13 protein-coding genes and 2 rRNA genes (1 of these 15 running past the window's edge) are annotated in these 20,169 nt (G+C 67.5%); 10 read left to right on the plus strand and 5 right to left on the minus strand.

Annotation, left to right across the window (positions count from 1 at the left end):
* Both OG584_RS22020 and rrf read left to right on the plus strand, forming a co-directional pair.
* Positions 1–2,544, plus strand: a 23S ribosomal RNA gene (locus OG584_RS22020); it begins 580 nt to the left of the window's first position.
* 78 nt (positions 2,545–2,622) lie between these two features.
* Positions 2,623–2,739: ribosomal RNA gene (gene rrf / locus OG584_RS22025) — 5S ribosomal RNA — on the plus strand.
* 55 nt (positions 2,740–2,794) lie between these two features.
* Here rrf and OG584_RS22030 read toward each other — a convergent pair.
* Positions 2,795–4,150 carry an MFS transporter gene (locus OG584_RS22030; protein ID WP_405780282.1) on the minus strand — a complete coding sequence of 452 codons (1,356 nt, stop codon included), beginning with the start codon at positions 4,148–4,150 and terminating at the stop codon, positions 2,795–2,797.
* Positions 4,151–4,522: 372 nt separating this feature from the next.
* On the minus strand, positions 4,523–5,749 hold the full coding sequence (locus OG584_RS22035) for a hypothetical protein (RefSeq protein WP_405780284.1): 1,227 nt from the start codon (positions 5,747–5,749) through the stop codon (positions 4,523–4,525).
* 156 nt (positions 5,750–5,905) lie between these two features.
* On the opposite strand from OG584_RS22035, the gene mtnA reads away from it, so the two are divergent.
* From mtnA to OG584_RS22070, 7 genes are all read left to right on the plus strand, one after another.
* Entirely contained in the window at positions 5,906–7,024 is a 1,119-nt protein-coding gene (gene mtnA / locus OG584_RS22040; RefSeq protein WP_405780285.1) for an S-methyl-5-thioribose-1-phosphate isomerase, read from the plus strand.
* Between the two features lie 15 nt (positions 7,025–7,039).
* A complete protein-coding gene (mtrA, locus tag OG584_RS22045) occupies positions 7,040–7,717 on the plus strand; it encodes a two-component system response regulator MtrA (protein WP_005486885.1) in 678 nt (225 codons plus the stop codon).
* 1 nt (position 7,718) lies between these two features.
* Entirely contained in the window at positions 7,719–9,743 is a 2,025-nt protein-coding gene (gene mtrB, locus OG584_RS22050; RefSeq protein ID WP_405780287.1) for an MtrAB system histidine kinase MtrB, read from the plus strand.
* Between the two features lie 94 nt (positions 9,744–9,837).
* Positions 9,838–11,652: an LpqB family beta-propeller domain-containing protein gene (locus tag OG584_RS22055; RefSeq protein WP_405780289.1), complete on the plus strand. Its 1,815-nt coding sequence runs from the start codon at positions 9,838–9,840 to the stop codon at positions 11,650–11,652.
* Between the two features lie 190 nt (positions 11,653–11,842).
* The gene (locus tag OG584_RS22060) at positions 11,843–12,562 is read left to right on the plus strand and encodes a ComF family protein (protein ID WP_405780291.1); all 720 of its coding nucleotides are present in this window, start codon (positions 11,843–11,845) and stop codon (positions 12,560–12,562) included.
* A 348-nt stretch (positions 12,563–12,910) separates the two neighbouring features.
* A complete protein-coding gene (hpf, locus tag OG584_RS22065; protein WP_405780293.1) occupies positions 12,911–13,600 on the plus strand; it encodes a ribosome hibernation-promoting factor, HPF/YfiA family in 690 nt (229 codons plus the stop codon).
* Between the two features lie 197 nt (positions 13,601–13,797).
* Positions 13,798–14,532 carry a response regulator gene (locus OG584_RS22070; RefSeq protein ID WP_405780295.1) on the plus strand — a complete coding sequence of 245 codons (735 nt, stop codon included), beginning with the start codon at positions 13,798–13,800 and terminating at the stop codon, positions 14,530–14,532.
* A gap of 54 nt (positions 14,533–14,586) precedes the next feature.
* Here the strand turns inward: OG584_RS22070 and OG584_RS22075 are convergent, their stop codons facing one another.
* Both OG584_RS22075 and OG584_RS22080 read right to left on the minus strand, forming a co-directional pair.
* Positions 14,587–15,774 carry a winged helix-turn-helix domain-containing protein gene (locus OG584_RS22075; RefSeq protein WP_405780297.1) on the minus strand — a complete coding sequence of 396 codons (1,188 nt, stop codon included), beginning with the start codon at positions 15,772–15,774 and terminating at the stop codon, positions 14,587–14,589.
* A 117-nt stretch (positions 15,775–15,891) separates the two neighbouring features.
* Positions 15,892–16,467 carry a GNAT family N-acetyltransferase gene (locus OG584_RS22080; protein WP_405780299.1) on the minus strand — a complete coding sequence of 192 codons (576 nt, stop codon included), beginning with the start codon at positions 16,465–16,467 and terminating at the stop codon, positions 15,892–15,894.
* Between the two features lie 281 nt (positions 16,468–16,748).
* Between OG584_RS22080 and secA the strand changes: the two genes are divergently transcribed.
* Positions 16,749–19,568, plus strand: coding sequence for a preprotein translocase subunit SecA (secA, locus tag OG584_RS22085; RefSeq protein ID WP_405780300.1), 2,820 nt, complete (start codon positions 16,749–16,751; stop codon positions 19,566–19,568).
* Between the two features lie 170 nt (positions 19,569–19,738).
* Here secA and OG584_RS22090 read toward each other — a convergent pair whose 3' ends face one another.
* Positions 19,739–20,137, minus strand: a complete 399-nt coding sequence (locus OG584_RS22090; RefSeq protein ID WP_405780301.1) for an Rv3235 family protein — start codon at positions 20,135–20,137, stop codon at positions 19,739–19,741.
* Between the last annotated feature and the right edge of the window lie 32 nt (positions 20,138–20,169).

The raw sequence follows: 20,169 nt of genomic DNA on the forward strand, positions 1-20,169 counted from the left end.
GGAGTGAAATAGTACCTGAAACCGTGTGCCTACAAGCCGTGGGAGCGTCGCTGGCCGTACTTGTACGGTCAGTCGTGACTGCGTGCCTTTTGAAGAATGAGCCTGCGAGTTAGCGGTGTGTAGCGAGGTTAACCCGTGTGGGGAAGCCGTAGCGAAAGCGAGTCCTAATAGGGCGTTTGAGTTGCACGCTCTAGACCCGAAGCGGAGTGATCTAGCCATGGGCAGGTTGAAGCGGCTGTAAGAGGTCGTGGAGGACCGAACCCACCAGGGTTGAAAACCTGGGGGATGACCTGTGGTTAGGGGTGAAAGGCCAATCAAACTCCGTGATAGCTGGTTCTCCCCGAAATGCATTTAGGTGCAGCGTCGTGTGTTTCTTGCCGGAGGTAGAGCACTGGATAGGCGATGGGCCCTACCGGGTTACTGACCTTAGCCAAACTCCGAATGCCGGTAAGTGAGAGCGCGGCAGTGAGACTGTGGGGGATAAGCTCCATGGTCGAGAGGGAAACAGCCCAGAGCATCGACTAAGGCCCCTAAGCGTACGCTAAGTGGAAAAGGATGTGGAGTCGCAGAGACAACCAGGAGGTTGGCTTAGAAGCAGCCATCCTTGAAAGAGTGCGTAATAGCTCACTGGTCAAGTGATTCCGCGCCGACAATGTAGCGGGGCTCAAGCGTACCGCCGAAGTCGTGTCATTCCAGCATTAGGGCCAACGCCTGCTGGGATGGGTAGGGGAGCGTCGTGTGCCGGGTGAAGCAGCCGCGGAAGCGAGTTGTGGACGGTTCACGAGTGAGAATGCAGGCATGAGTAGCGATACACACGTGAGAAACGTGTGCGCCGATTGACTAAGGGTTCCTGGGTCAAGCTGATCTGCCCAGGGTAAGTCGGGACCTAAGGCGAGGCCGACAGGCGTAGTCGATGGACAACCGGTTGATATTCCGGTACCCGCTTTGAAACGCCCAATACTGAATCCCCTGATGCTAAGGCCGTGAAGCCGTCCTGGACCCTTCGGGGAAAGGGAAGTGGTGGAGCCGTCGAACCAAGGTGGTAGTAGGTAAGCGATGGGGTGACGCAGGAAGGTAGTCCAACCCGGGCGGTGGTTGTCCCGGGGTAAGGGTGTAGCCCGTTGTCCAGGTAAATCCGGATGACATTAAGGGTGAGACCTGATGCCGAGCCGATTGTGGTGAAGTGGATGATCCTATGCTGTCGAGAAAAGCCTCTAGCGAGTTTCATGGCGGCCCGTACCCTAAACCGACTCAGGTGGTCAGGTAGAGAATACCGAGGCGTTCGGGTGAACTATGGTTAAGGAACTCGGCAAAATGCCCCCGTAACTTCGGGAGAAGGGGGGCCATTTCTGGTGATCCGATTTACTCGGTGAGCTGGGGGTGGCCGCAGAGACCAGCGAGAAGCGACTGTTTACTAAAAACACAGGTCCGTGCGAAGCCGTAAGGCGATGTATACGGACTGACGCCTGCCCGGTGCTGGAACGTTAAGGGGACCGGTTAGTCACATTTCGGTGTGGCGAAGCTGAGAACTTAAGCGCCAGTAAACGGCGGTGGTAACTATAACCATCCTAAGGTAGCGAAATTCCTTGTCGGGTAAGTTCCGACCTGCACGAATGGCGTAACGACTTCTCGACTGTCTCAACCATAGGCCCGGTGAAATTGCACTACGAGTAAAGATGCTCGTTTCGCGCAGAAGGACGGAAAGACCCCGGGACCTTTACTACAGTTTGATATTGGTGTTCGGTTCGGCTTGTGTAGGATAGGTGGGAGACTTTGAAGCGGCCACGCCAGTGGTTGTGGAGTCGTCGTTGAAATACCACTCTGGTCGTGCTGGATGTCTAACCTCGGTCCGTGATCCGGATCAGGGACAGTGTCTGATGGGTAGTTTAACTGGGGCGGTTGCCTCCTAAAGAGTAACGGAGGCGCCCAAAGGTTCCCTCAGCCTGGTTGGCAATCAGGTGTTGAGTGTAAGTGCACAAGGGAGCTTGACTGTGAGACCGACGGGTCGAGCAGGGACGAAAGTCGGGACTAGTGATCCGGCAGTGGCTTGTGGAAGCGCTGTCGCTCAACGGATAAAAGGTACCCCGGGGATAACAGGCTGATCTTCCCCAAGAGTCCATATCGACGGGATGGTTTGGCACCTCGATGTCGGCTCGTCGCATCCTGGGGCTGGAGTCGGTCCCAAGGGTTGGGCTGTTCGCCCATTAAAGCGGTACGCGAGCTGGGTTTAGAACGTCGTGAGACAGTTCGGTCCCTATCCTCTGCGCGCGTAGGAATATTGAGAAGGGCTGTCCCTAGTACGAGAGGACCGGGACGGACGAACCTCTGGTGTGCCAGTTGTCCTGCCAAGGGCATGGCTGGTTGGCTACGTTCGGAAAGGATAACCGCTGAAAGCATCTAAGCGGGAAGCCTGCTTCGAGATGAGTATTCCCACCCCCTTTGAGGGGTTAAGGCTCCCAGTAGACGACTGGGTTGATAGGCCAGATGTGGAAGCCCGGTAACGGGTGGAGCTGACTGGTACTAATAGGCCGAGGGCTTGTCCTCAGTTGCTCGCGTCCACTGTGTTAGTTCTGAAATAACGAACGACCGTGTTGTATCCGGTGTTGGTTAATTTCATAGTGTTTCGGTGGTCATTGCGTTAGGGAAACGCCCGGTTACATTCCGAACCCGGAAGCTAAGCCTTTCAGCGCCGATGGTACTGCAGGGGGGACCCTGTGGGAGAGTAGGACGCCGCCGAACAATTTTTAGCCTCAGTCCCGGACCGTTATGGTCCGGGACTGAGGCATTTTTGCGTTCACGTGCAATTCCCGCAGTCAGCCGGGAAACCGGCGCCCGTGTCCCCGCAGTGGCAGCACCTGTCCCGCGAGGACGTAAGCGTCCGCCCCAGGTGTGCGAGCGGGGACAGAGCCATCACAGCCGGCGACAGGAGCATGGCCGCGGCCGTCACCAGGACACTGGTGCGCAACCCCCACCCCTCCGCGAGATATCCGCCGAGCAGTGAGCCGAGCGGAGTCAGCCCCATGCCCACAAACGTGATCGTCGCGGCCGCGCGCCCTTGCATTCCGTCCGGAGTGACGACCTGCCGCACGGCCATGACCGTGACATTCACCAATTGACCGCCGGTCCCGAAGACGAAGCCGGCCGCGAAGAGCGTGGCAACCGTCGCCGGGCAGGAGCCGTGCAGCGCGGGCACGCACAGGAACACCCCGTCCCCGATCGCCGCCGCGGACACGAGTACCGGGCCATGGCCGAACCGGTTCGGCAGGCGGGCGGCCAGTAACGAACCCAGGAGCGCACCTGGTCCCGTGGCGGCGAGTGCCAACCCGACTACGGCGCCGGAAAGATGCAGTTCCCGCGGCAGGAAGAGCAGGTAGACGGTCATCATCGCCGCGAAGGAGAACTGGAAGGCGGCAGAGGCCAGGCACACAGTCCGGAGCACGGGGTGGCCGACGACGAAACGCAGGCCCTCGTGAATGCGCCGCCAGACCCGAGGGGGACGTTCCACGCCCGCCGAGCTCCCCGGGATCGATTCGATCCGGCGGATCCGCACGATCGACAGGCACGACAGCGCGAAGAACAGCGCGCTGGAAGCGACGGCGATCGGCGCCGAGAGCAGGGACACCAACGCACCGCCGAGAGCGGGACCGCCGACCTGTGCCGCGGACCGGCTGCCCTCAAGTGCGCTGTTGCACCGGACCAGCTGATCGTCTGTCACCAGCCGTACCGCAGAAGCCTGGTACGCCACGTCGAAGAACACGGACAGTGCCCCGACCGCGAAGGCGAGGACAAGCAGGGCGGGCAGGCCGAGCCGGCCGATGAGGCCGGCCACTGCGGCGGCGCCCAGGGTCAGGGCCCGACCGGCGTCCGTGAGCACCATGGTCGTGCGGGTCCGCCACCCGTCCACCCACGCGCCGGCGAAGAGCGAGAGCAACAGGATCGGAGCCTGCCCCACCGCGCGAAGGACGCCGAGCTCGCCGGCACTTGCGTGGAGGGTGAGGACGGCGAAGAGAGGCAGGACCACCAGGCTTGTGTGTTCGCCGAGTTGGGAGGCTGTCTGCCCCGTCCAGAGTCTGCGGAAGTCGACGTCCCGCCACAGGCTCGACGGAACACGCCGACCGGAATCGGATGCAGCGGAGGAAGCGGACGGCACGGGAATCCCTTGTGTTGCCGACAACGAGGCCCGCCACCGAGAACACGAAACGTGTACCGGCGGTTCACGGGCAGGGAAAGGCTCGCTGTGCCGCAACATCAAAGGCAGCACGCGATGACAGGCGGGTCGCGGCCCGCAACGTCAACGCGCGCTCGGAGTACCGGGCATGCCTCAGCTCCTCTTGGGTCACTCGCTGTGCCCAGACCCTAGCCGTCGGCGGACCGTCGCGAAAGGCAGTTGAGGACTGCGACGGAGGAGTGGGGCGCCTCCGGACGTACCGCACTTCGTTCGAGTGCGGCTGCCTCATGTGGGGGCGGATTCTCACCGTCCGACCGGTCCACGGCGGATGCGCCGGACCGGTCGGACGGGGGGTCAGTTCTCGTAGCCGGGTACGCCCGCGGATCGTGCGAGGTCGATGTCGAGGGCCTCGCGCCGGATGCGCTGGTCGACGTAGAGGAGCACCGTCACACCGGCTGTGAACGGATAGGTGAGGGCGGCAGTGAGCATCGCGCCGACACCGCTGATGATCAGATAGGGCCAGCCGAAATCCGGGCTGCTGTCGGAGACGAGATCGCTAAGGCCCTTGCCGTCGGCGAAGATGGCGGCGGCATCGAACGGCAAGTTGATGATGGTCGATACGACGCCGGCCAGCAGCACGGCCAGCAGCGTGATCCCGAAGATGCGCCACCAGACGCCCTTCACCAGCTTTGACGAGCGGCGCAGTGCCGCTTTGACGCCCTGCCGTTCCAGCATCAGTGCCGGTCCGGCCAGGCTGAAGGAGATCCACAGCCAGAGGACCACGAGGCTCGCGGCGAACCCTCCGACGAGTGCCAGCCCGGCGCCCGACGAGCCACCGGTCAGGAGGCCGGGGAGGAGCCCGACCGTCATCACAGCGGCATAGACGACAGGCAGCAGCAGACTCAGCCCCACCAGCCGGGAGAGCTGCGGCCTGGCCTCGCGCCAGGCACCGGCGAGCGAAACCGGGCGGCCCAGCACGGAACGGCTGACGACCATGGTCAGTATCGCGGTCGTGAAGATCGTGCCGATCAGCGTGATGATGTACAGGGGCAGCAGGTCCAGCAGACTCGTCTGCATCGAGTGCAGGCTCTGGCGCAGCTGCTCGGAGGGGCCGGCGCCGGTGTCGATCCGGGTGGGCTCGGGGACCACGTAGTGCAGCACGAGGATCGAGAAGACCTGGACGACGGCTGCCACACCGATGCTGAGGCCGAGTGCCGTGCGCCAGTGGACGCGCATCGTCGACATGGCGCCGTCGAGGATCTCCCCCACGCCGAGGGGCCTGAGGGGGATGATGCCCGGCTTGGCCGCGTACGGATGCTGACCCCAGCCGGGCTGCGGCGGCCTGCCCCAGCCGCTGTTCTGCGGCCCGCCCTGCGGGGGTACGCCCCGGCCGGACGCGTGCTGCGGTGCCACGGGGGGCGGGGGACCCGGCGGGGACCACTGGGCGGCAGGCGGCTGGTCGCTGGACCACTTCGGAGCGGTTTCCCCCTGGCCGGACGGCTCGACGGGCCGGGGAACGCCCGGCTCCTGGCCGTCGGAGGGGGCGGACCCGGGCGAGGCCCAGCCCGGAGAGTCGTTCATTGTCGCTCCTTCACATGCCTGGTCCGCCACCTGCCTATCCGCGCGTCGTGGCAGCAGGCCGGCAGTCATCGTGTCATGCGGGGCACGGCAACGGAGCCGCCGCGGTATCCCCATTGCACCTTCAATTGTCGGTGTCCCAAGGGGCAGACTGTGCGGATGGCTGATCAGGACGCGCAAACACCGCTGGGCGCCGGGCCGCCCATGCTCCCCTCGCTCCGCTGGGACGAACCGCCGGAGGGGCCGGAGGGCGCGGTCGTCGTCCTCCTCGACCAGACGCGGTTGCCCGGCGAGGAGGCCGAGCTGGTGTGCACGGACGTTCCCGCTCTGGTCCGGGCGATCCAGACACTGGCCGTCCGGGGGGCTCCGCTGCTGGGGGTCACCGGAGGCTACGGGGTCGCGCTCGCGGCCGTACGGGGATACGACGTCGAGGAAGCCGCGGCGCTCCTCGCGGGTGCGCGGCCCACCGCGGTGAACCTGGGCTACGGGGTTCGCAGGGTGGCCGAGGCGTACCGGGTGGCGGCACGGGGCGGCGCGGACGACCGAGCGGCAGCGGCGGCGGCACTCACCGAGGCCAGGTCGCTGCACCAGGAGGACATAGCGGCGAGCCGGCAGATGGCGGCCAGGGGGCTGGCGCTCCTCGGCGAACTGCTGCCGGGCGGCGGGCACCGGATTCTGACACACTGCAACACCGGGGCCCTGGTCTCAGCAGGTGAGGGCACCGCTTTCGCCGTGGCGCTGGCGGCGCACCGGACCGGCAGTCTGCGCCGTCTGTGGGTGGACGAGACCCGGCCGCTGCTGCAAGGGGCACGGCTGACGGCGTACGAGGCGGCCCGTAACGGCATGGCGTACACACTGCTCACCGACAACGCGGCCGGTTCGCTCTTCGCGGCCGGTGAGGTGGACGCTGTTCTGATCGGCGCCGACAGGATCGCCGCTGACGGGGCCGTGGCCAACAAGGTGGGCAGCTATCCGCTGGCCGTGCTGGCCAAGTACCACCACGTGCCGTTCATCGTCGTCGCTCCGACGACCACGGTCGATCTGTCCACGCCGGACGGTGCGTCCATCGAAGTCGAGCAGCGGGCGGGCGGGGAAGTCATGGAGATCGGCGGGGTGCAGGTCGCTCCGCTGGGAACGCAGGCTTACAACCCCGCGTTCGATGTCACACCTCCCGAGCTCGTGACAGCCGTTGTCACGGAATCGGGGGTCGCCTCACCTGTCACCAGGGATGCACTCACCGCATTGTGTGACAGGTCACGCCAGGTAACGATTAGCTAATGGGATGATGTCGGTATGAAGGGACGCGTCCTTGTCGTCGATGACGACACTGCACTGGCCGAGATGCTCGGCATTGTGCTGCGTGGTGAAGGTTTTGAGCCGTCATTTGTAGCGGACGGCGACAAGGCACTGGCTGCATTCCGTGAGGCCAAGCCGGACCTGGTGCTGCTCGATCTCATGTTGCCCGGACGGGACGGTATCGAGGTCTGCAGGCTGATCAGGGCCGAGTCAGGTGTGCCGATCGTGATGCTCACGGCGAAGAGCGACACCGTCGATGTGGTGGTGGGGCTCGAATCCGGAGCCGACGACTACATCGTCAAGCCGTTCAAGCCCAAGGAACTCGTCGCCCGCATCAGGGCGAGACTGAGGAGGTCGGAGGAGCCCGCGCCGGAACAGCTGGCGATCGGTGATCTGGTCATTGATGTGGCCGGTCACTCCGTGAAGCGGGAAGGGCAGTCGATCGCTCTGACCCCGTTGGAGTTCGATCTGCTGGTCGCGCTGGCCCGTAAGCCGTGGCAGGTGTTCACCCGTGAGGTGCTGCTGGAGCAGGTGTGGGGATACCGGCACGCCGCGGACACCAGGCTGGTCAATGTGCACGTCCAGCGGTTGCGCTCGAAGGTCGAGAAGGACCCCGAGCGTCCGGAGATCGTGGTGACGGTCCGCGGTGTCGGATACAAGGCCGGACCGAGCTGACATGGCCCGAAGCAGTGCTGCTCCGATACCCGGGGAGCCGGGAGCACGGCCGGAGCGGCCTGCCGGACCCGAGGCCGGCGCTTCCCGGTCCGCCCCGCCGACCGGTTCGGCCGGCGGGGCGGCCGGGGGGCGCTCGCCGCGGGGCAGGATCGGGGACCGCATTCTGCAGGGCGGCCGGCTGCTCCAGGACGGGGCGCCCGGTGGTCCCGTGCTGCGGCTCGTCGCGCGGTGGGTGCGCCGTCCGCTGCTCCCGGCCGTGCGCCTCTGGCGGCGCAACATCCAGCTCAGGGTGGTCGCGGGCACGCTTCTGATGTCTCTCGCGGTGGTCCTGGTGCTCGGATTCGTCGTCATCGGGCAGGTGCGCAACGGTCTGCTCGACGCCAAGGAGAAAGCCGCCGTCAGCCAGGCGGCAGGCGGCTTCACGGTCGCCAAGGACAAGGCCAACGCGACGGCGGTGTCCGACAGCGACTCCGCCGACAGCGGGGCGGCCAGTAACTCCCGGCAGTGGCGTACCGACCTCGTCGCCCAGCTCGCAAGCGGTGGTCAGGGGGCGTACAACGTGGTCACCCTGGCCCCGGCGTCCGAGGAGACGGGTGCGGGCAACGGTGGCGAGCGTACGTCCGGCCAGGTGAGCCCCGACAGTGTCTCCGGCGGCCTGCGCAAGAACGTCGACCAGGGGACGGCGCCGTACAAGACGTACACGGACATCAAGTACGTCGACGGACGTGACGCTGAGCCGGGTCTGGTCGTGGGACAGCGGCTCGAGGACATCGACCACAAGCCCTACCAGCTCTATTACCTCTTCCCGCTCTCGCAGGAGGAGAAGACGCTCAGCCTGGTGAAGCGCACCCTGGCGACCGCGGGCCTGTTCGTGGTCGTGCTGCTCGGCGCGATCGCCTGGTTCCTGGTGCGCCAGGTGGTCACGCCCGTACGGATGGCCGCCGGAATCGCCGAGCGGCTCTCGGCCGGCCGCCTCCAGGAGCGCATGAAGGTCACGGGCGAGGACGACATCGCCCGGCTCGGTGAAGCCTTCAACAAGATGGCGCAGAGTCTGCAGTCGAAGATCCAGCAGCTGGAGGACCTCTCCCGGATGCAGCGCCGCTTCGTCTCCGATGTGTCGCACGAGCTGCGTACCCCGCTGACGACCGTGCGGATGGCCGCCGACGTCATCCATGACGCGCGCAGCGACTTCGACCCCGTGACCGCGCGCTCCGCCGAGCTGCTCGGTGATCAGCTGGACCGTTTCGAGTCGCTGCTCGCGGATCTGCTGGAGATCAGCCGGTTCGACGCGGGCGCCGCCGCGCTTGAGGCGGAGCCGATCGATCTGCGGGAGACCGCGCGACGGGTGATATCCGGTGCCGAGCCGCTCGCGGAGCGCAAGGGCAGCCGGATCAGGGTCGTCGGTGACGAACAGCCCGTGATCGCTGAGGTCGACGCGCGGCGGATCGAGCGCGTGCTGCGCAATCTCGTCGTCAACGCCGTGGAACACGGTGAGGGCAAGGACGTGGTGGTCCGGTTCGGTGTCGCGGGCGGCGCCGTCGCCATCGTCGTACGCGATTACGGCGTGGGGCTGAAGCCGGGCGAGGCGACACGTGTGTTCAGCCGTTTCTGGCGGGCCGATCCGGCGCGGGCCCGTACGACAGGGGGCACCGGGCTCGGTCTGTCGATCGCCGTCGAGGACGCGCGGCTGCATGGGGGCTGGCTTCAGGCGTGGGGCGAGCCTGGCGGTGGTTCGCAGTTCCGGCTGACCCTGCCGCGCACGGCGGACGAGCCGCTGCGTGGCTCGCCGATTCCGCTGGAGCCGGAGGACTCGCGGCGCGCCCGCGCCGTATCCCAGGCCGAGTCCGGGCGGCTGGTGGCCGTGCCGTCCCAGCCGGGTGCGGACCGTTCGCCGCTCCCGCCGCTGCCTCGTGCGATACCGGCCGACCCGACGGCACTGCCGGGCAGTGGCGCCCGCGTGGTGCCGAGGGCCGGCGACTCCGCAACGCAAGCTTCGGACCGGGAGGACACCGCCCGTGGGCGATGATCGTGGGGGAGGCCGTGGCGTACGGGGGTCGCGCACGTATGCGTGGCTCGCGTTGCTCGGCTGTGGCGGGATGCTGCTGGCCGGATGCGCTTCCATGCCGAACACCGGTGACATCGAGGCCGTCGATCCGTCCCAGCGCAGTGACTCGCAGGTCAAGGTGTACGCGGTGCCGCCGCGCGAGGGGGCGGCACCCGCGGAGGTCGTCGACGGTTTCCTGGAGGCGATGACAAGTGACGACCTGCAGTTCGCCACGGCCAGGAAGTATCTGACGAAGGCCGCGTCGCGGAAGTGGGACCCGGGCTCCCGGACCACGGTGCTCGCTGACGGCCCCACCCGCCGCGCGACTCCGGCCAACGACCGGGACGCGCCGCAGGTCTCATCGACATTCGAACTGAGCGGCACGGAAGTCGCCGTGGTCGACAAGCAGCACGCGTACCAGCCGGACAAGGGCGAGTACCGGAACGTCATCCACCTCATCCATCAGAACAGCAAGGAATGGCGGATCGACGATCTGCCCGCCGGTCTGCTGCTCAGCCTCTCCGACTTCCAGCGCAACTACCACTCCGTCAACAAGTACTACTTCTCGTCCGCTTCTTCGTCCGGTTCGTCCGGGGCGTCCGGGCCACCGGGGACGGCCGGGTCGTCCGGTCAGGACTGGCTGGTCGCCGATCCCGTCTACCTCCGTCAGGGCATCGACCCCGAGACGCGGATGGACCCGCTGACGCAGACGGTCGCCTCTCTGCTGGACGGCCCGACCAACTGGCTCAGGCCGGTGGCGAGTTCCCGCTTCCCGAGCGGTACCGCGCTCAAGAAGGGCGTCAGGGCGCTGACCCTCGACGACCGTAACGGCCTGAAGGTCCCGCTCAACGCGAGGGCGTCGGGCGTCGGTCAGGGCCAGTGCCGGATGATGGCGGCGCAGTTGCTCTTCACGCTGCGCGATGTGACGGCGATGCGGGTCGCGCAGGTGGAGTTGGAGCGCGCGGACGGTTCGCAGCTGTGTGTCCTCAGCGCGGACCAGTCGCAGGAGTACGCGCCCGATCGGACGTCCGGCACCCCGGCGGGCGAGTACTTCGTCGACGGCAAGGGCCGGCTCGTACGGATGCAGGCCGTCGGCGCCGACACCTCGGGGAAGGCCGATCCCGAGCCTGTCGCCGGTCCGCTCGGCGCGGGCGCCAAGCCGCTGAGCACCGTTGCGGTGGCGCGGGACGAACGGCATGCGGCGGGTGTGTCGAAGAACAGCGCCACCCTGTCCAGGGCGTCGATCGTCTCCGGTGACGGGTCTGCCGAACAGCTGTACACCAGCCGTGCGAAGCAGGAGAAGGACCGTCTCTCGGCCCCCAGTTGGGACGGACGCGGGGATCTCTGGGTGGCTGACCGCGACCCCGCGCATCCGCGGTTGCTGCGGTTCGCCGACGGCTCGGGTGAGCCGCACCCGGTTCCGGTCGTCGGGCTGGACGGGGCGCGGATCGAGGGGCTGCGGATGTCGTCCGACGGTGCACGGATCGCACTGCTGCTGTGGAAGGACGGGCATACGACGCTGAAGGTGGGCCGGGTGGTCCGGCGGCAGACCGGCAGCGGTACGACCGTCTCGGCTGTGGAGGAACTTCGGCCGGGCGCACCGCAGATGGCGGATGTGACGGCGGTGTCCTGGGCGAGCCGCAGTCGTCTCGTGGTGGTCGGCAAGGAGGCCGGCGGGGTGCAGCAGGTGCGCTATATGCAGGCGGACGGTTCGGTCTCCGGCGTGAATCCGCTGCCGGGCGCGAATCGGATCACCGCTGTTGCAGCTTCGGACGACGACAGGCTTCCGCTCATGGCGCTCTCGGACGAGGACGGAATTGTGCGTCTGCCGCTGCGCGCGAATTGGAAAACGGTGGTGGAGGAAGGCAAGTCACCGGTCTATCCCGGATAGTCGCGGGTGCTGTCCGGCAGCCGCAGGGTTATCCGGGACAGCCGCGGGCGCTGTCCGACAGCCGCAGGGCCGCTGTAGCCGGACAGCCGAGTGGCAGCCGCAAGGGGCGGCTTCGCCGTTCCCCCGGTTTTCTTCGCCCGGTTATCCACAGGGGTGGCCGGAAGCTCTGCCGCCCGGCAGAGTGGAAGTCATGCGGGGGTGGTGGCGGGAAATCTCGGATGTGGTGCTGCCGAGCGCCTGTGGTGGCTGTGGGCGGCCGCGTACGGCGCTCTGCACGGAATGCACGGAGGCGCTCCTCGGAGGCCCGGCGCGCAGGGTCAGACCGGTTCCTGAGCCGCCGGGGCTGCCCCCGGTGTGGGCGGCGGCGGTCTACGAGGACGCGGTGCGGGCGGTGCTGCTCGCGCACAAGGAGAGAGGCGCGCTGGGGCTGGCGGGGGCACTCGGCGGCGCACTCGCCGAAGCGGTGCGGGCCGTGTCACGGCGGGGCGCGGGGTCCGGGGAGCTGCTGCTCGTGCCGGTGCCCTCGTCGCGTGGTGCGGTGCGGTCCCGAGGGCATGACGCGGGCCGCCGGATCGCCTGTGCCGCAGCGGCGGAGCTGCGCAGGAGCGGTACTCGGGCGCGGATGCTGGGGGTGCTCCGGCAGCGGCGTGCGGTGGCCGATCAGGCGGGCCTGGACGCCCCGCAGAGGCTGGCGAATCTCTCGGGTGCACTCGAAGTGGCACCGGCGGGCGTACGTCTGCTGGACGGGGGCAGGGTGGTGTTCGTGGACGATCTCATGACGACCGGAGCATCACTGGTGGAGGCGGCGCGTGCTGTACGGGCCGCCGTCCGGAAACCGGCCGGGGCCGTGGAGCCGGTGGCCGCGGTCATCGCGGCGCCACCGCTGTCTTCGGAAATAAACCGGAACTGACAGTTAACTTGCGTCGTTGCAGGTAACGAGGGAGAAAGACCACCTGATCGGGGGTACGCGTCAGTAGCGGGTGCCGATACCTGTCCCAGCGAGCTATGTTCGGTTGTGAGGAATGGCGAAAGCTGTGGCTCACTTGAAAGCACGGACGTGCCTGGCACTTTCCGGCTTCTGCTGGTTCCGTGAAAATCCGGAATCCGGCGGGCCGGAGGCGGGTGTGGGTGGGGATCTTCCCGACGGGGGAGGAGGAGGTGAAAGTCACCAAGTCCGAGACTCCGGTGCTCACCGGGGTCTGGTGCAAGAGGGAGCTGCTCCGCCGTTGAGCGGAGCGATCCGGGAACGGAGTTCTGCGTGGACATCGTCGTCAAGGGCCGCAAAACCGAAGTACCCGAGCGGTTCCGCAAGCACGTGGCCGAGAAGCTGAAGCTGGACAAGATCCAGAAGCTGGACGCCAAGGTGATCAGCCTGGACGTCGAGGTGTCCAAGGAGCCCAATCCGAGGCAGGCCGACCGTTCGGACCGTGTGGAAATCACGTTGCACTCCCGGGGCCCGGTGATCCGGGCGGAGGCAGCGGCAGGCGACCCGTACGCAGCGCTGGATCTGGCCACGGGCAAGTTGGAGGCGCGGCTGCGGAAGCAGCACGAGAAGCGCTACAACAGGAGGGGTGCGGGCCGCATCTCGGCCGCCGAAGTCGTTGACGTGTTGCCGGAGACGGCGGAGGTCAATGGCGACGGTGAGTTCATCGCCGACGTGGCGACCCAGACCATCCCGACCACCAGGATCGGTTCGCTCGAAGTCCAGGGCGACGGACCGCTGGTGGTGCGTGAGAAGACGCACGTCGCAGCAGCGATGACGCTCGACCAGGCGCTCTACGAGATGGAACTGGTGGGACACGACTTCTATCTGTTCGTCGACGCGGAGACAAAGGAACCCAGTGTCGTCTACCGGCGGCACGCCTACGACTACGGTGTCATTCATCTGACGACCGACGCACTGGCCGATATGGAAGCGGCCGGCGCCGGCGGTGCGCTCGGCGGATGACGTCATGAACCGTCGCGGTGCCCCTGGAAGCGCGTATGTGCCCCGGGGGCGCCGCCGTGCGGTGGGGATCCGGTGGTTGGGGACCACCCGTTCTGTCGCCCCGGCATGAAATCATGGCGGTACACGTCAACCTGACTTCTATGACCTGCGGTTGGCGTCGTACATGAATTTCGGCCCGTGTTTCAGGGGGAGGAACGATGGCGGACGGCTTCGGTCCCGCGCACGACGAGGACGAGGACCCCATGGATCATGGTGCGGCTCCTTCGTGCAAGGAACCGATCAGAGTCCTGGTGGTGGACGACCATGCCCTCTTCCGGCGCGGTCTGGAGATCGTTCTCGCCGCTGAGGAGGACATCCAGGTGGTCGGTGAGGCGGGTGACGGCGCGGAAGCGGTGGACAAGGCCGCCGATCTGCTGCCCGACATCGTGCTGATGGACGTGCGGATGCCCAAGCGGGGTGGGATCGAGGCATGCACCTCCATCAAGGAAGTAGCCCCCAGCGCCAAGATCATCATGCTGACGATCAGCGATGAGGAGGCCGACCTCTATGAAGCGATCAAGGCCGGGGCGACGGGCTATCTCCTGAAGGAGATCTCGACCGACGAAGTCGCCACGGCGATCAGGGCGGTGGCCGACGGACAGTCGCAGATCAGCCCCTCCATGGCGTCGAAACTGCTCACCGAGTTCAAGTCGATGATCCAGCGGACCGACGAACGCAGGCTCGTGCCGGCCCCCCGGCTCACCGAGCGGGAGCTGGAGGTCCTGAAACTGGTGGCCACGGGGATGAACAACCGGGACATCGCCAAGCAGCTGTTCATCTCGGAGAACACCGTGAAGAACCACGTGCGCAACATCCTGGAGAAGCTGCAACTCCACTCCAGGATGGAGGCGGTGGTCTACGCGATGCGGGAGAAGATCCTGGAGATCCGCTGACGCCGGGGGCGGTGGCCCGGTCGGCCCAGGGCCGAGGCGACCGGGCCGGGCCCGCTACCCGGCCGTGTCCAGAGCCCCGGTCAGGGCCGTCATCAGCGGGGCCCGCAGCTCCGGTTCGTTGATGCGCTCCACCCGGACACCGGTGCACCCCACCCAGGCCGCGGCCTCGGCCAGAGCCTGGGCCATCGGCCGCACTGCCTTCCGGTCGTCCAGGGAGACCTGCCTGGCCACCAGCGTGGTCCCCTCCCGCGCGGGGTCGACCCTTCCGACCAGCTTCCCCCCGGCGAGCAGCGGCATGGAGAAGTAGCCGTGGACCCGCTTGGGCTTGGGGACATAGGCCTCCAGCCGGTGGGTGAAGCCGAAGATCCGCTCCGTACGGGCGCGTTCCCAGACAAGCGAGTCGAACGGTGAGAGCAGCGTCGTACGGTGGCGGCCGCGCACCGGGGAGGAGGCCAGGGCCTCCGGGTCCGCCCAGGCCGGCTTGGACCAGCCCTCGACGGTGACGGGGACGAGGCCCGAGTCCGCGACGACCGCGTCGAACTGCTCACCCTTGAGCCGGTGGTAGTCCGCGAGGTCCTGGCGGGTCCCCACGCCCAGCGACTTCCCGGCGAGCGCGACCAGCCGGCGGACACACTCCAGGTCGTCCAGGCCGTCGTGGAGCAGTGCACCGGGGATCGCGCGCTCGGCCAGGTCGTACACCCGCTTCCAGCCGCGCCGCTCCGTGCACACCACCTCTCCGTACATCAGCGCCCGCTCGACAGCGACCTTCGACGCCGACCAGTCCCACCACTCGCCGCCGTTCTTCGCGCCGCCCAGCTCGGTGGCCGTCAGCGGGCCCTCCGCGCGCAGCTGCTTGATCACTGTCTCGTAGACGGACTCGGGGAGGTCGTGATTCCAGTGCGGGCGGTCACGGTAGGCGCGGCGGCGGAAGGCGAAGTGCGGCCACTCCTCGATGGGCAGGATGCAGGCCGCGTGCGACCAGTACTCGAAGGAGCGGCCCCCGGTCCAGTACGCGTCCTCGACGGCCCGGCGCCCGACGGCGCCCAGCCTGGCGTACGGAATCAGCTCGTGCGAACGCGCCAGGACGGAGATGGTGTCCAGCTGCACGGCGCCCAGGTGGCGCAGGACGCCGCGCACCCCGCTCCGCCGGTCCGGAGCGCCCAGGAACCCCTGGGCGCGCAGCGCTGTCCGGCGGGCCTCGTCGGCGGAGAGTTCGACGGCTGGGGACGGCACAGGAGTCATGCCCCGAACGATAGGCCGCAGCACCGACAGCCGGGCTGCGGCCCCGTGGCCCCGGGGAGGGCGGCGCGCCGGTGGGGCGGGCGGACAGGCGCGGGTCCCGCATGAAGAGAGGCCGGCTCAGGAGCCGGCCGGGAGGTAGGCGTGTTCCGTGGGCAGTCCCAGGTCGGAGGGGAGTATCGCGCCCAGCCAGGCGTCTCTGCGGGTGCCCTTGTTCAGGAGGTCCGCGCGCAGTACGCCCTCAAGCCGGAATCCGGCCTTCTCCGCCACCGCCCGCGAGCCCGCGTTGCCGACCTCCGCCCGCCACTCGAGGCGCTCCGCGCCCAGCGTTCCGAACGACCAGTGTGTGAGGACGGTCACCGCCTCGGTCATGAATCCGTGGCCCCGGTGTTCCCTGGCCGTCCAGTAGCCGACCTCCCAGGTGCCTGCCTGCCCGCGCTGGAACACGGAGACGGCACCCACCAGCTGTGTGTTCGCGCGGGTCAGCACGGCGAAGGTCAGGCTGGTGCCCGCCCGCCAGCCGTCCGGGACCGTGCGGGAGACGAAACTCTCCGCGTCCTCGCGCCCGTACGGCGAGGGCACGACCGTCCAGCGCTGGATGTCGGGGTCCTGACAGGCCTGGAACACGGCCTCGGTGTCAGCGCCGGTGAGCGGGCGCAGCAGCAGCCGCTCCGAAGTGAGTGTCACGGGGTCCATCAGGCGATTCTCCCGTCCCGTCGCAAGCACACGCCATGGCTTTTTCGGGGTTCTCCCGGCACCTTCCGGACCCCCCGACCGTTGTCCTGTGCGGCAGGCCTCCCGGCGCGGCGGGGTCCTCGCTTACGATGGCCGTTGCTCTACCCCGGTTTGCCGCGTGAAAGTAAGCCGGGCTCCCTGGTCGGTCTGTTTCTCCGGCCCGGGTCCGGGGGTAGCACCCCGGGAAGTTCAGCCCATGAACTCGACCGCGCCAGGCCCGACCGGCAAGGAGACCAACCCCCGTGTCCGTCTTCAACAAGCTCATGCGTGCAGGCGAAGGAAAGATCCTGCGCAAGCTGCACCGCATTGCGGACCAGGTCAACTCCATCGAAGAGGATTTCGTCAACCTCTCCGACGCCGAGCTGCGGGCCCTCACCGACGAGTACAAGGAGCGGTTCGCCGACGGCGAAAGCCTCGACGACCTGCTTCCCGAGGCGTTCGCGACGGTCCGTGAGGCCGCCAAGCGCGTCCTCGGCCAGCGTCACTACGACGTACAGCTGCTCGGCGGCGCCGCCCTGCACCACGGCTATGTCGCCGAGATGAAGACCGGCGAGGGCAAGACCCTCGTCGGCACACTCCCCGCCTATCTGAACGCGCTGTCCGGCAAGGGCGTCCACCTGATCACGGTGAACGACTACCTGGCCGAGCGTGACTCCGAGATGATGGGCCGGGTCCACAAGTTCCTGGGCCTCGAAGTCGGCTGCATCATCGCCAACATGACCCCGGCGCAGCGCCGTGAGCAGTACGCGTGCGACATCACGTACGGCACGAACAACGAGTTCGGGTTCGACTACCTCCGCGACAACATGGCCTGGTCGCAGGACGAGCTCGTCCAGCGCGGCCACAACTACGCGATCGTGGACGAGGTCGACTCGATTCTGGTCGACGAGGCCCGTACGCCGCTGATCATCTCCGGCCCCGCCGACCAGGCCACCAAGTGGTACGGCGACTTCGCCAAGCTGGTCACCCGTCTCACGAAGGGTGAAGCGGGCAACCAGCTCAAGGGCATCGAGGAGACCGGCGACTACGAGGTCGACGAGAAGAAGCGCACGGTCGCCATCCACGAGCCCGGTGTCGCCAAGGTCGAGGACTGGCTCGGCATCGAGAACCTCTACGAGTCGGTGAACACCCCGCTCGTCGGTTACCTCAACAACGCGATCAAGGCCAAGGAGCTCTTCAAGAACGACAAGGACTACGTCGTCATCGACGGCGAAGTCATGATCGTCGACGAGCACACCGGCCGTATCCTCGCGGGCCGCCGCTACAACGAGGGCATGCACCAGGCCATCGAGGCGAAGGAAGGGGTGGACATCAAGGACGAGAACCAGACACTCGCCACGATCACCCTGCAGAACTTCTTCCGCCTGTACGGCAAGCTCTCCGGCATGACCGGTACGGCCATGACCGAGGCCGCCGAGTTCCACCAGATCTACAAGCTCGGTGTCGTGCCGATCCCGACGAACCGGCCGATGGTCCGCATGGACCAGTCCGACCTGATCTACCGCACCGAGGTCGCCAAGTTCGACGCGGTCGTCGAGGACATCGCGGAGAAGCACGAGAAGGGCCAGCCGATCCTGGTCGGCACCACCTCCGTCGAGAAGTCCGAGTACCTCTCGCAGCAGCTCTCCAAGCGCGGGGTGCAGCACGAGGTGCTCAACGCGAAGCAGCACGACCGGGAGGCGCCGATCATCGCGCAGGCCGGCCGCAAGGGTGCTGTCACCGTCGCGACGAACATGGCCGGACGTGGCACCGACATCAAGCTCGGCGGCAACCCGGACGACCTCGCAGAGGCGGAGCTGCGTCAGCGCGGCCTGGACCCCGACGAGAACGTGGAGGAGTGGGCCGCGGCCCTGCCCGCCGCGCTGGCCAAGGCCGAGCGCGCCGTCAAGGCCGAGCACGACGAGGTCACGGATCTCGGCGGGCTCTACGTCCTGGGCACCGAGCGGCACGAGTCCCGCCGTATCGACAACCAGCTGCGCGGCCGTTCCGGACGGCAGGGCGACCCGGGTGAGTCCCGCTTCTACCTCTCGCTCGGCGACGACCTGATGCGGCTGTTCAAGGCCCAGATGGTCGAGCGCGTCATGGCGATGGCCAATGTGCCGGACGACGTCCCGATCGAGAACAAGATGGTGACGCGGGCCATCGCGTCGGCGCAGTCCCAGGTCGAGCAGCAGAACTTCGAGACGCGTAAGAACGTCCTGAAGTACGACGAGGTTCTGAACCGCCAGCGCGAGGTCATCTACGGTGAGCGCCGCCGGGTCCTGGAGGGCGAGGACCTGCACGAGCAGGTGCAGCACTTCATGGACGACACCATCGACGCGTACATCCAGGCGGAGACGGTCGAAGGGTTCGCCGAGGAGTGGGACCTGGACCGCCTGTGGAACGCGTTCAAGCAGCTCTACCCGGTGAAGGTCACCGTCGAGGAGCTGGAGGAGGCGGCGGGCGACCGGGCCGGTATCACCGCGGAGTTCATCGGTGAGTCCATCAAGGACGACATCCACGAGCAGTACGCGGGCCGCGAGGAGCAGCTCGGCTCCGAGATCATGCGTGAGCTGGAGCGCCGCGTGGTGCTCTCGGTGCTGGACCGCAAGTGGCGTGAGCACCTCTACGAGATGGACTACCTCCAGGAGGGCATCGGCCTCCGTGCCATGGCGCAGAAGGACCCGCTGGTCGAGTACCAGCGCGAGGGCTTCGACATGTTCAACGCCATGATGGAGGGCATCAAGGAGGAGTCCGTCGGCTATCTGTTCAACCTGGAGGTCCAGGTCGAGCAGCAGGTCGAGGAGGTCCCGGTGCAGGACGCGGCGGAGCGGACCTCGCTGGAGAAGGACGCGGTGCCCGCGGGTGCCGCAGCCCGTCCGGAGATCCGCGCCAAGGGCCTGGAGGCCCCGCAGCGGCCGGACAGGCTGCACTTCTCCGCCCCGACCGTCGACGGTGAGGGCGGTGTCGTCGAGGGCGACTTCGAGAACGAGGACGGCCCGTCCCGCTCCGAGGCGGACGGGATGACGCGCGCGGAGCGCCGCAAGGCCCAGAAGGGCGGCGGCCGGCGCCGCAAGAAGTAGCGGAGCCTGCGGCAGCACGCAGCACGCAGCACGCAGCACGCAGCACGGGCCGGGGCCGGTCACCGCAGATTCCGCGGTGACCGGCCCCGGCCCGTTCGGTGCGGTGCGGGCCGCCCCGCCCGGCAGGCCGCTGTCCGCCTTCCGTACGGCGGCCCGGCCCGGCGTACGGCTCAGACGCAGACGCGTTCGCCGCCCAGCTCCACCGCCGCGCACCGCCACCGCAGGTCGGCCCCCTGTTCCAGCCGGAACGCCATGGCCTGCACGTGTTCGCCCGAGCCGATCCTGGCGAACGCCTCGATCACGCCGGGCGCCGGGACGAACTCGCCGCAGTGGCGTACGACGGGCCTGATGCCCGGTGCCCGCAGGGGCGCGCCCGGCGCCAGCAGCACCAGCTGGTCGTAGGCCTCACCGATGGTGTGCCCGAGCATCCAGTGGACGGGCCGCTGCCCGCTGAGTACGGCGAGGAGCCGCTCGGCGAACCAGTAGCGCGGCTTGAGCCGCCGGCGCTGGATCGGGGTGCTGCCTGGCCTGTGCTGGTCGTGCCGGCCTGCCGGCCTGGTCCGCTGCATGAAGTGAGAGCCCCCGCTCTGCCGGGCCCGGT

Origin of the sequence: Streptomyces sp. NBC_00859 (genome assembly GCF_045161865.1) — a bacterium.
Lineage (GTDB): Bacteria > Actinomycetota > Actinomycetes > Streptomycetales > Streptomycetaceae > Streptomyces.

Bases quoted from the DNA above. Each gene is read 5' to 3' on its own strand.
- OG584_RS22035 (WP_405780284.1), bottom strand. From the start codon at position 5,749: ATGAACGACTCTCCGGGCTGGGCCTCGCCCGGGTCCGCCCCCTCCGAC.
- mtnA (WP_405780285.1), top strand. From the start codon at position 5,906: ATGGCTGATCAGGACGCGCAAACACCGCTGGGCGCCGGGCCGCCCATG.
- mtrA (WP_005486885.1), top strand. From the start codon at position 7,040: ATGAAGGGACGCGTCCTTGTCGTCGATGACGACACTGCACTGGCCGAG.
- mtrB (WP_405780287.1), top strand. From the start codon at position 7,719: ATGGCCCGAAGCAGTGCTGCTCCGATACCCGGGGAGCCGGGAGCACGG.
- OG584_RS22055 (WP_405780289.1), top strand. From the start codon at position 9,838: ATGCCGAACACCGGTGACATCGAGGCCGTCGATCCGTCCCAGCGCAGT.
- OG584_RS22060 (WP_405780291.1), top strand. From the start codon at position 11,843: ATGCGGGGGTGGTGGCGGGAAATCTCGGATGTGGTGCTGCCGAGCGCC.
- OG584_RS22070 (WP_405780295.1), top strand. From the start codon at position 13,798: ATGGCGGACGGCTTCGGTCCCGCGCACGACGAGGACGAGGACCCCATG.
- OG584_RS22075 (WP_405780297.1), bottom strand. From the start codon at position 15,774: ATGACTCCTGTGCCGTCCCCAGCCGTCGAACTCTCCGCCGACGAGGCC.
- OG584_RS22080 (WP_405780299.1), bottom strand. From the start codon at position 16,467: ATGGACCCCGTGACACTCACTTCGGAGCGGCTGCTGCTGCGCCCGCTC.
- OG584_RS22090 (WP_405780301.1), bottom strand. From the start codon at position 20,137: ATGCAGCGGACCAGGCCGGCAGGCCGGCACGACCAGCACAGGCCAGGC.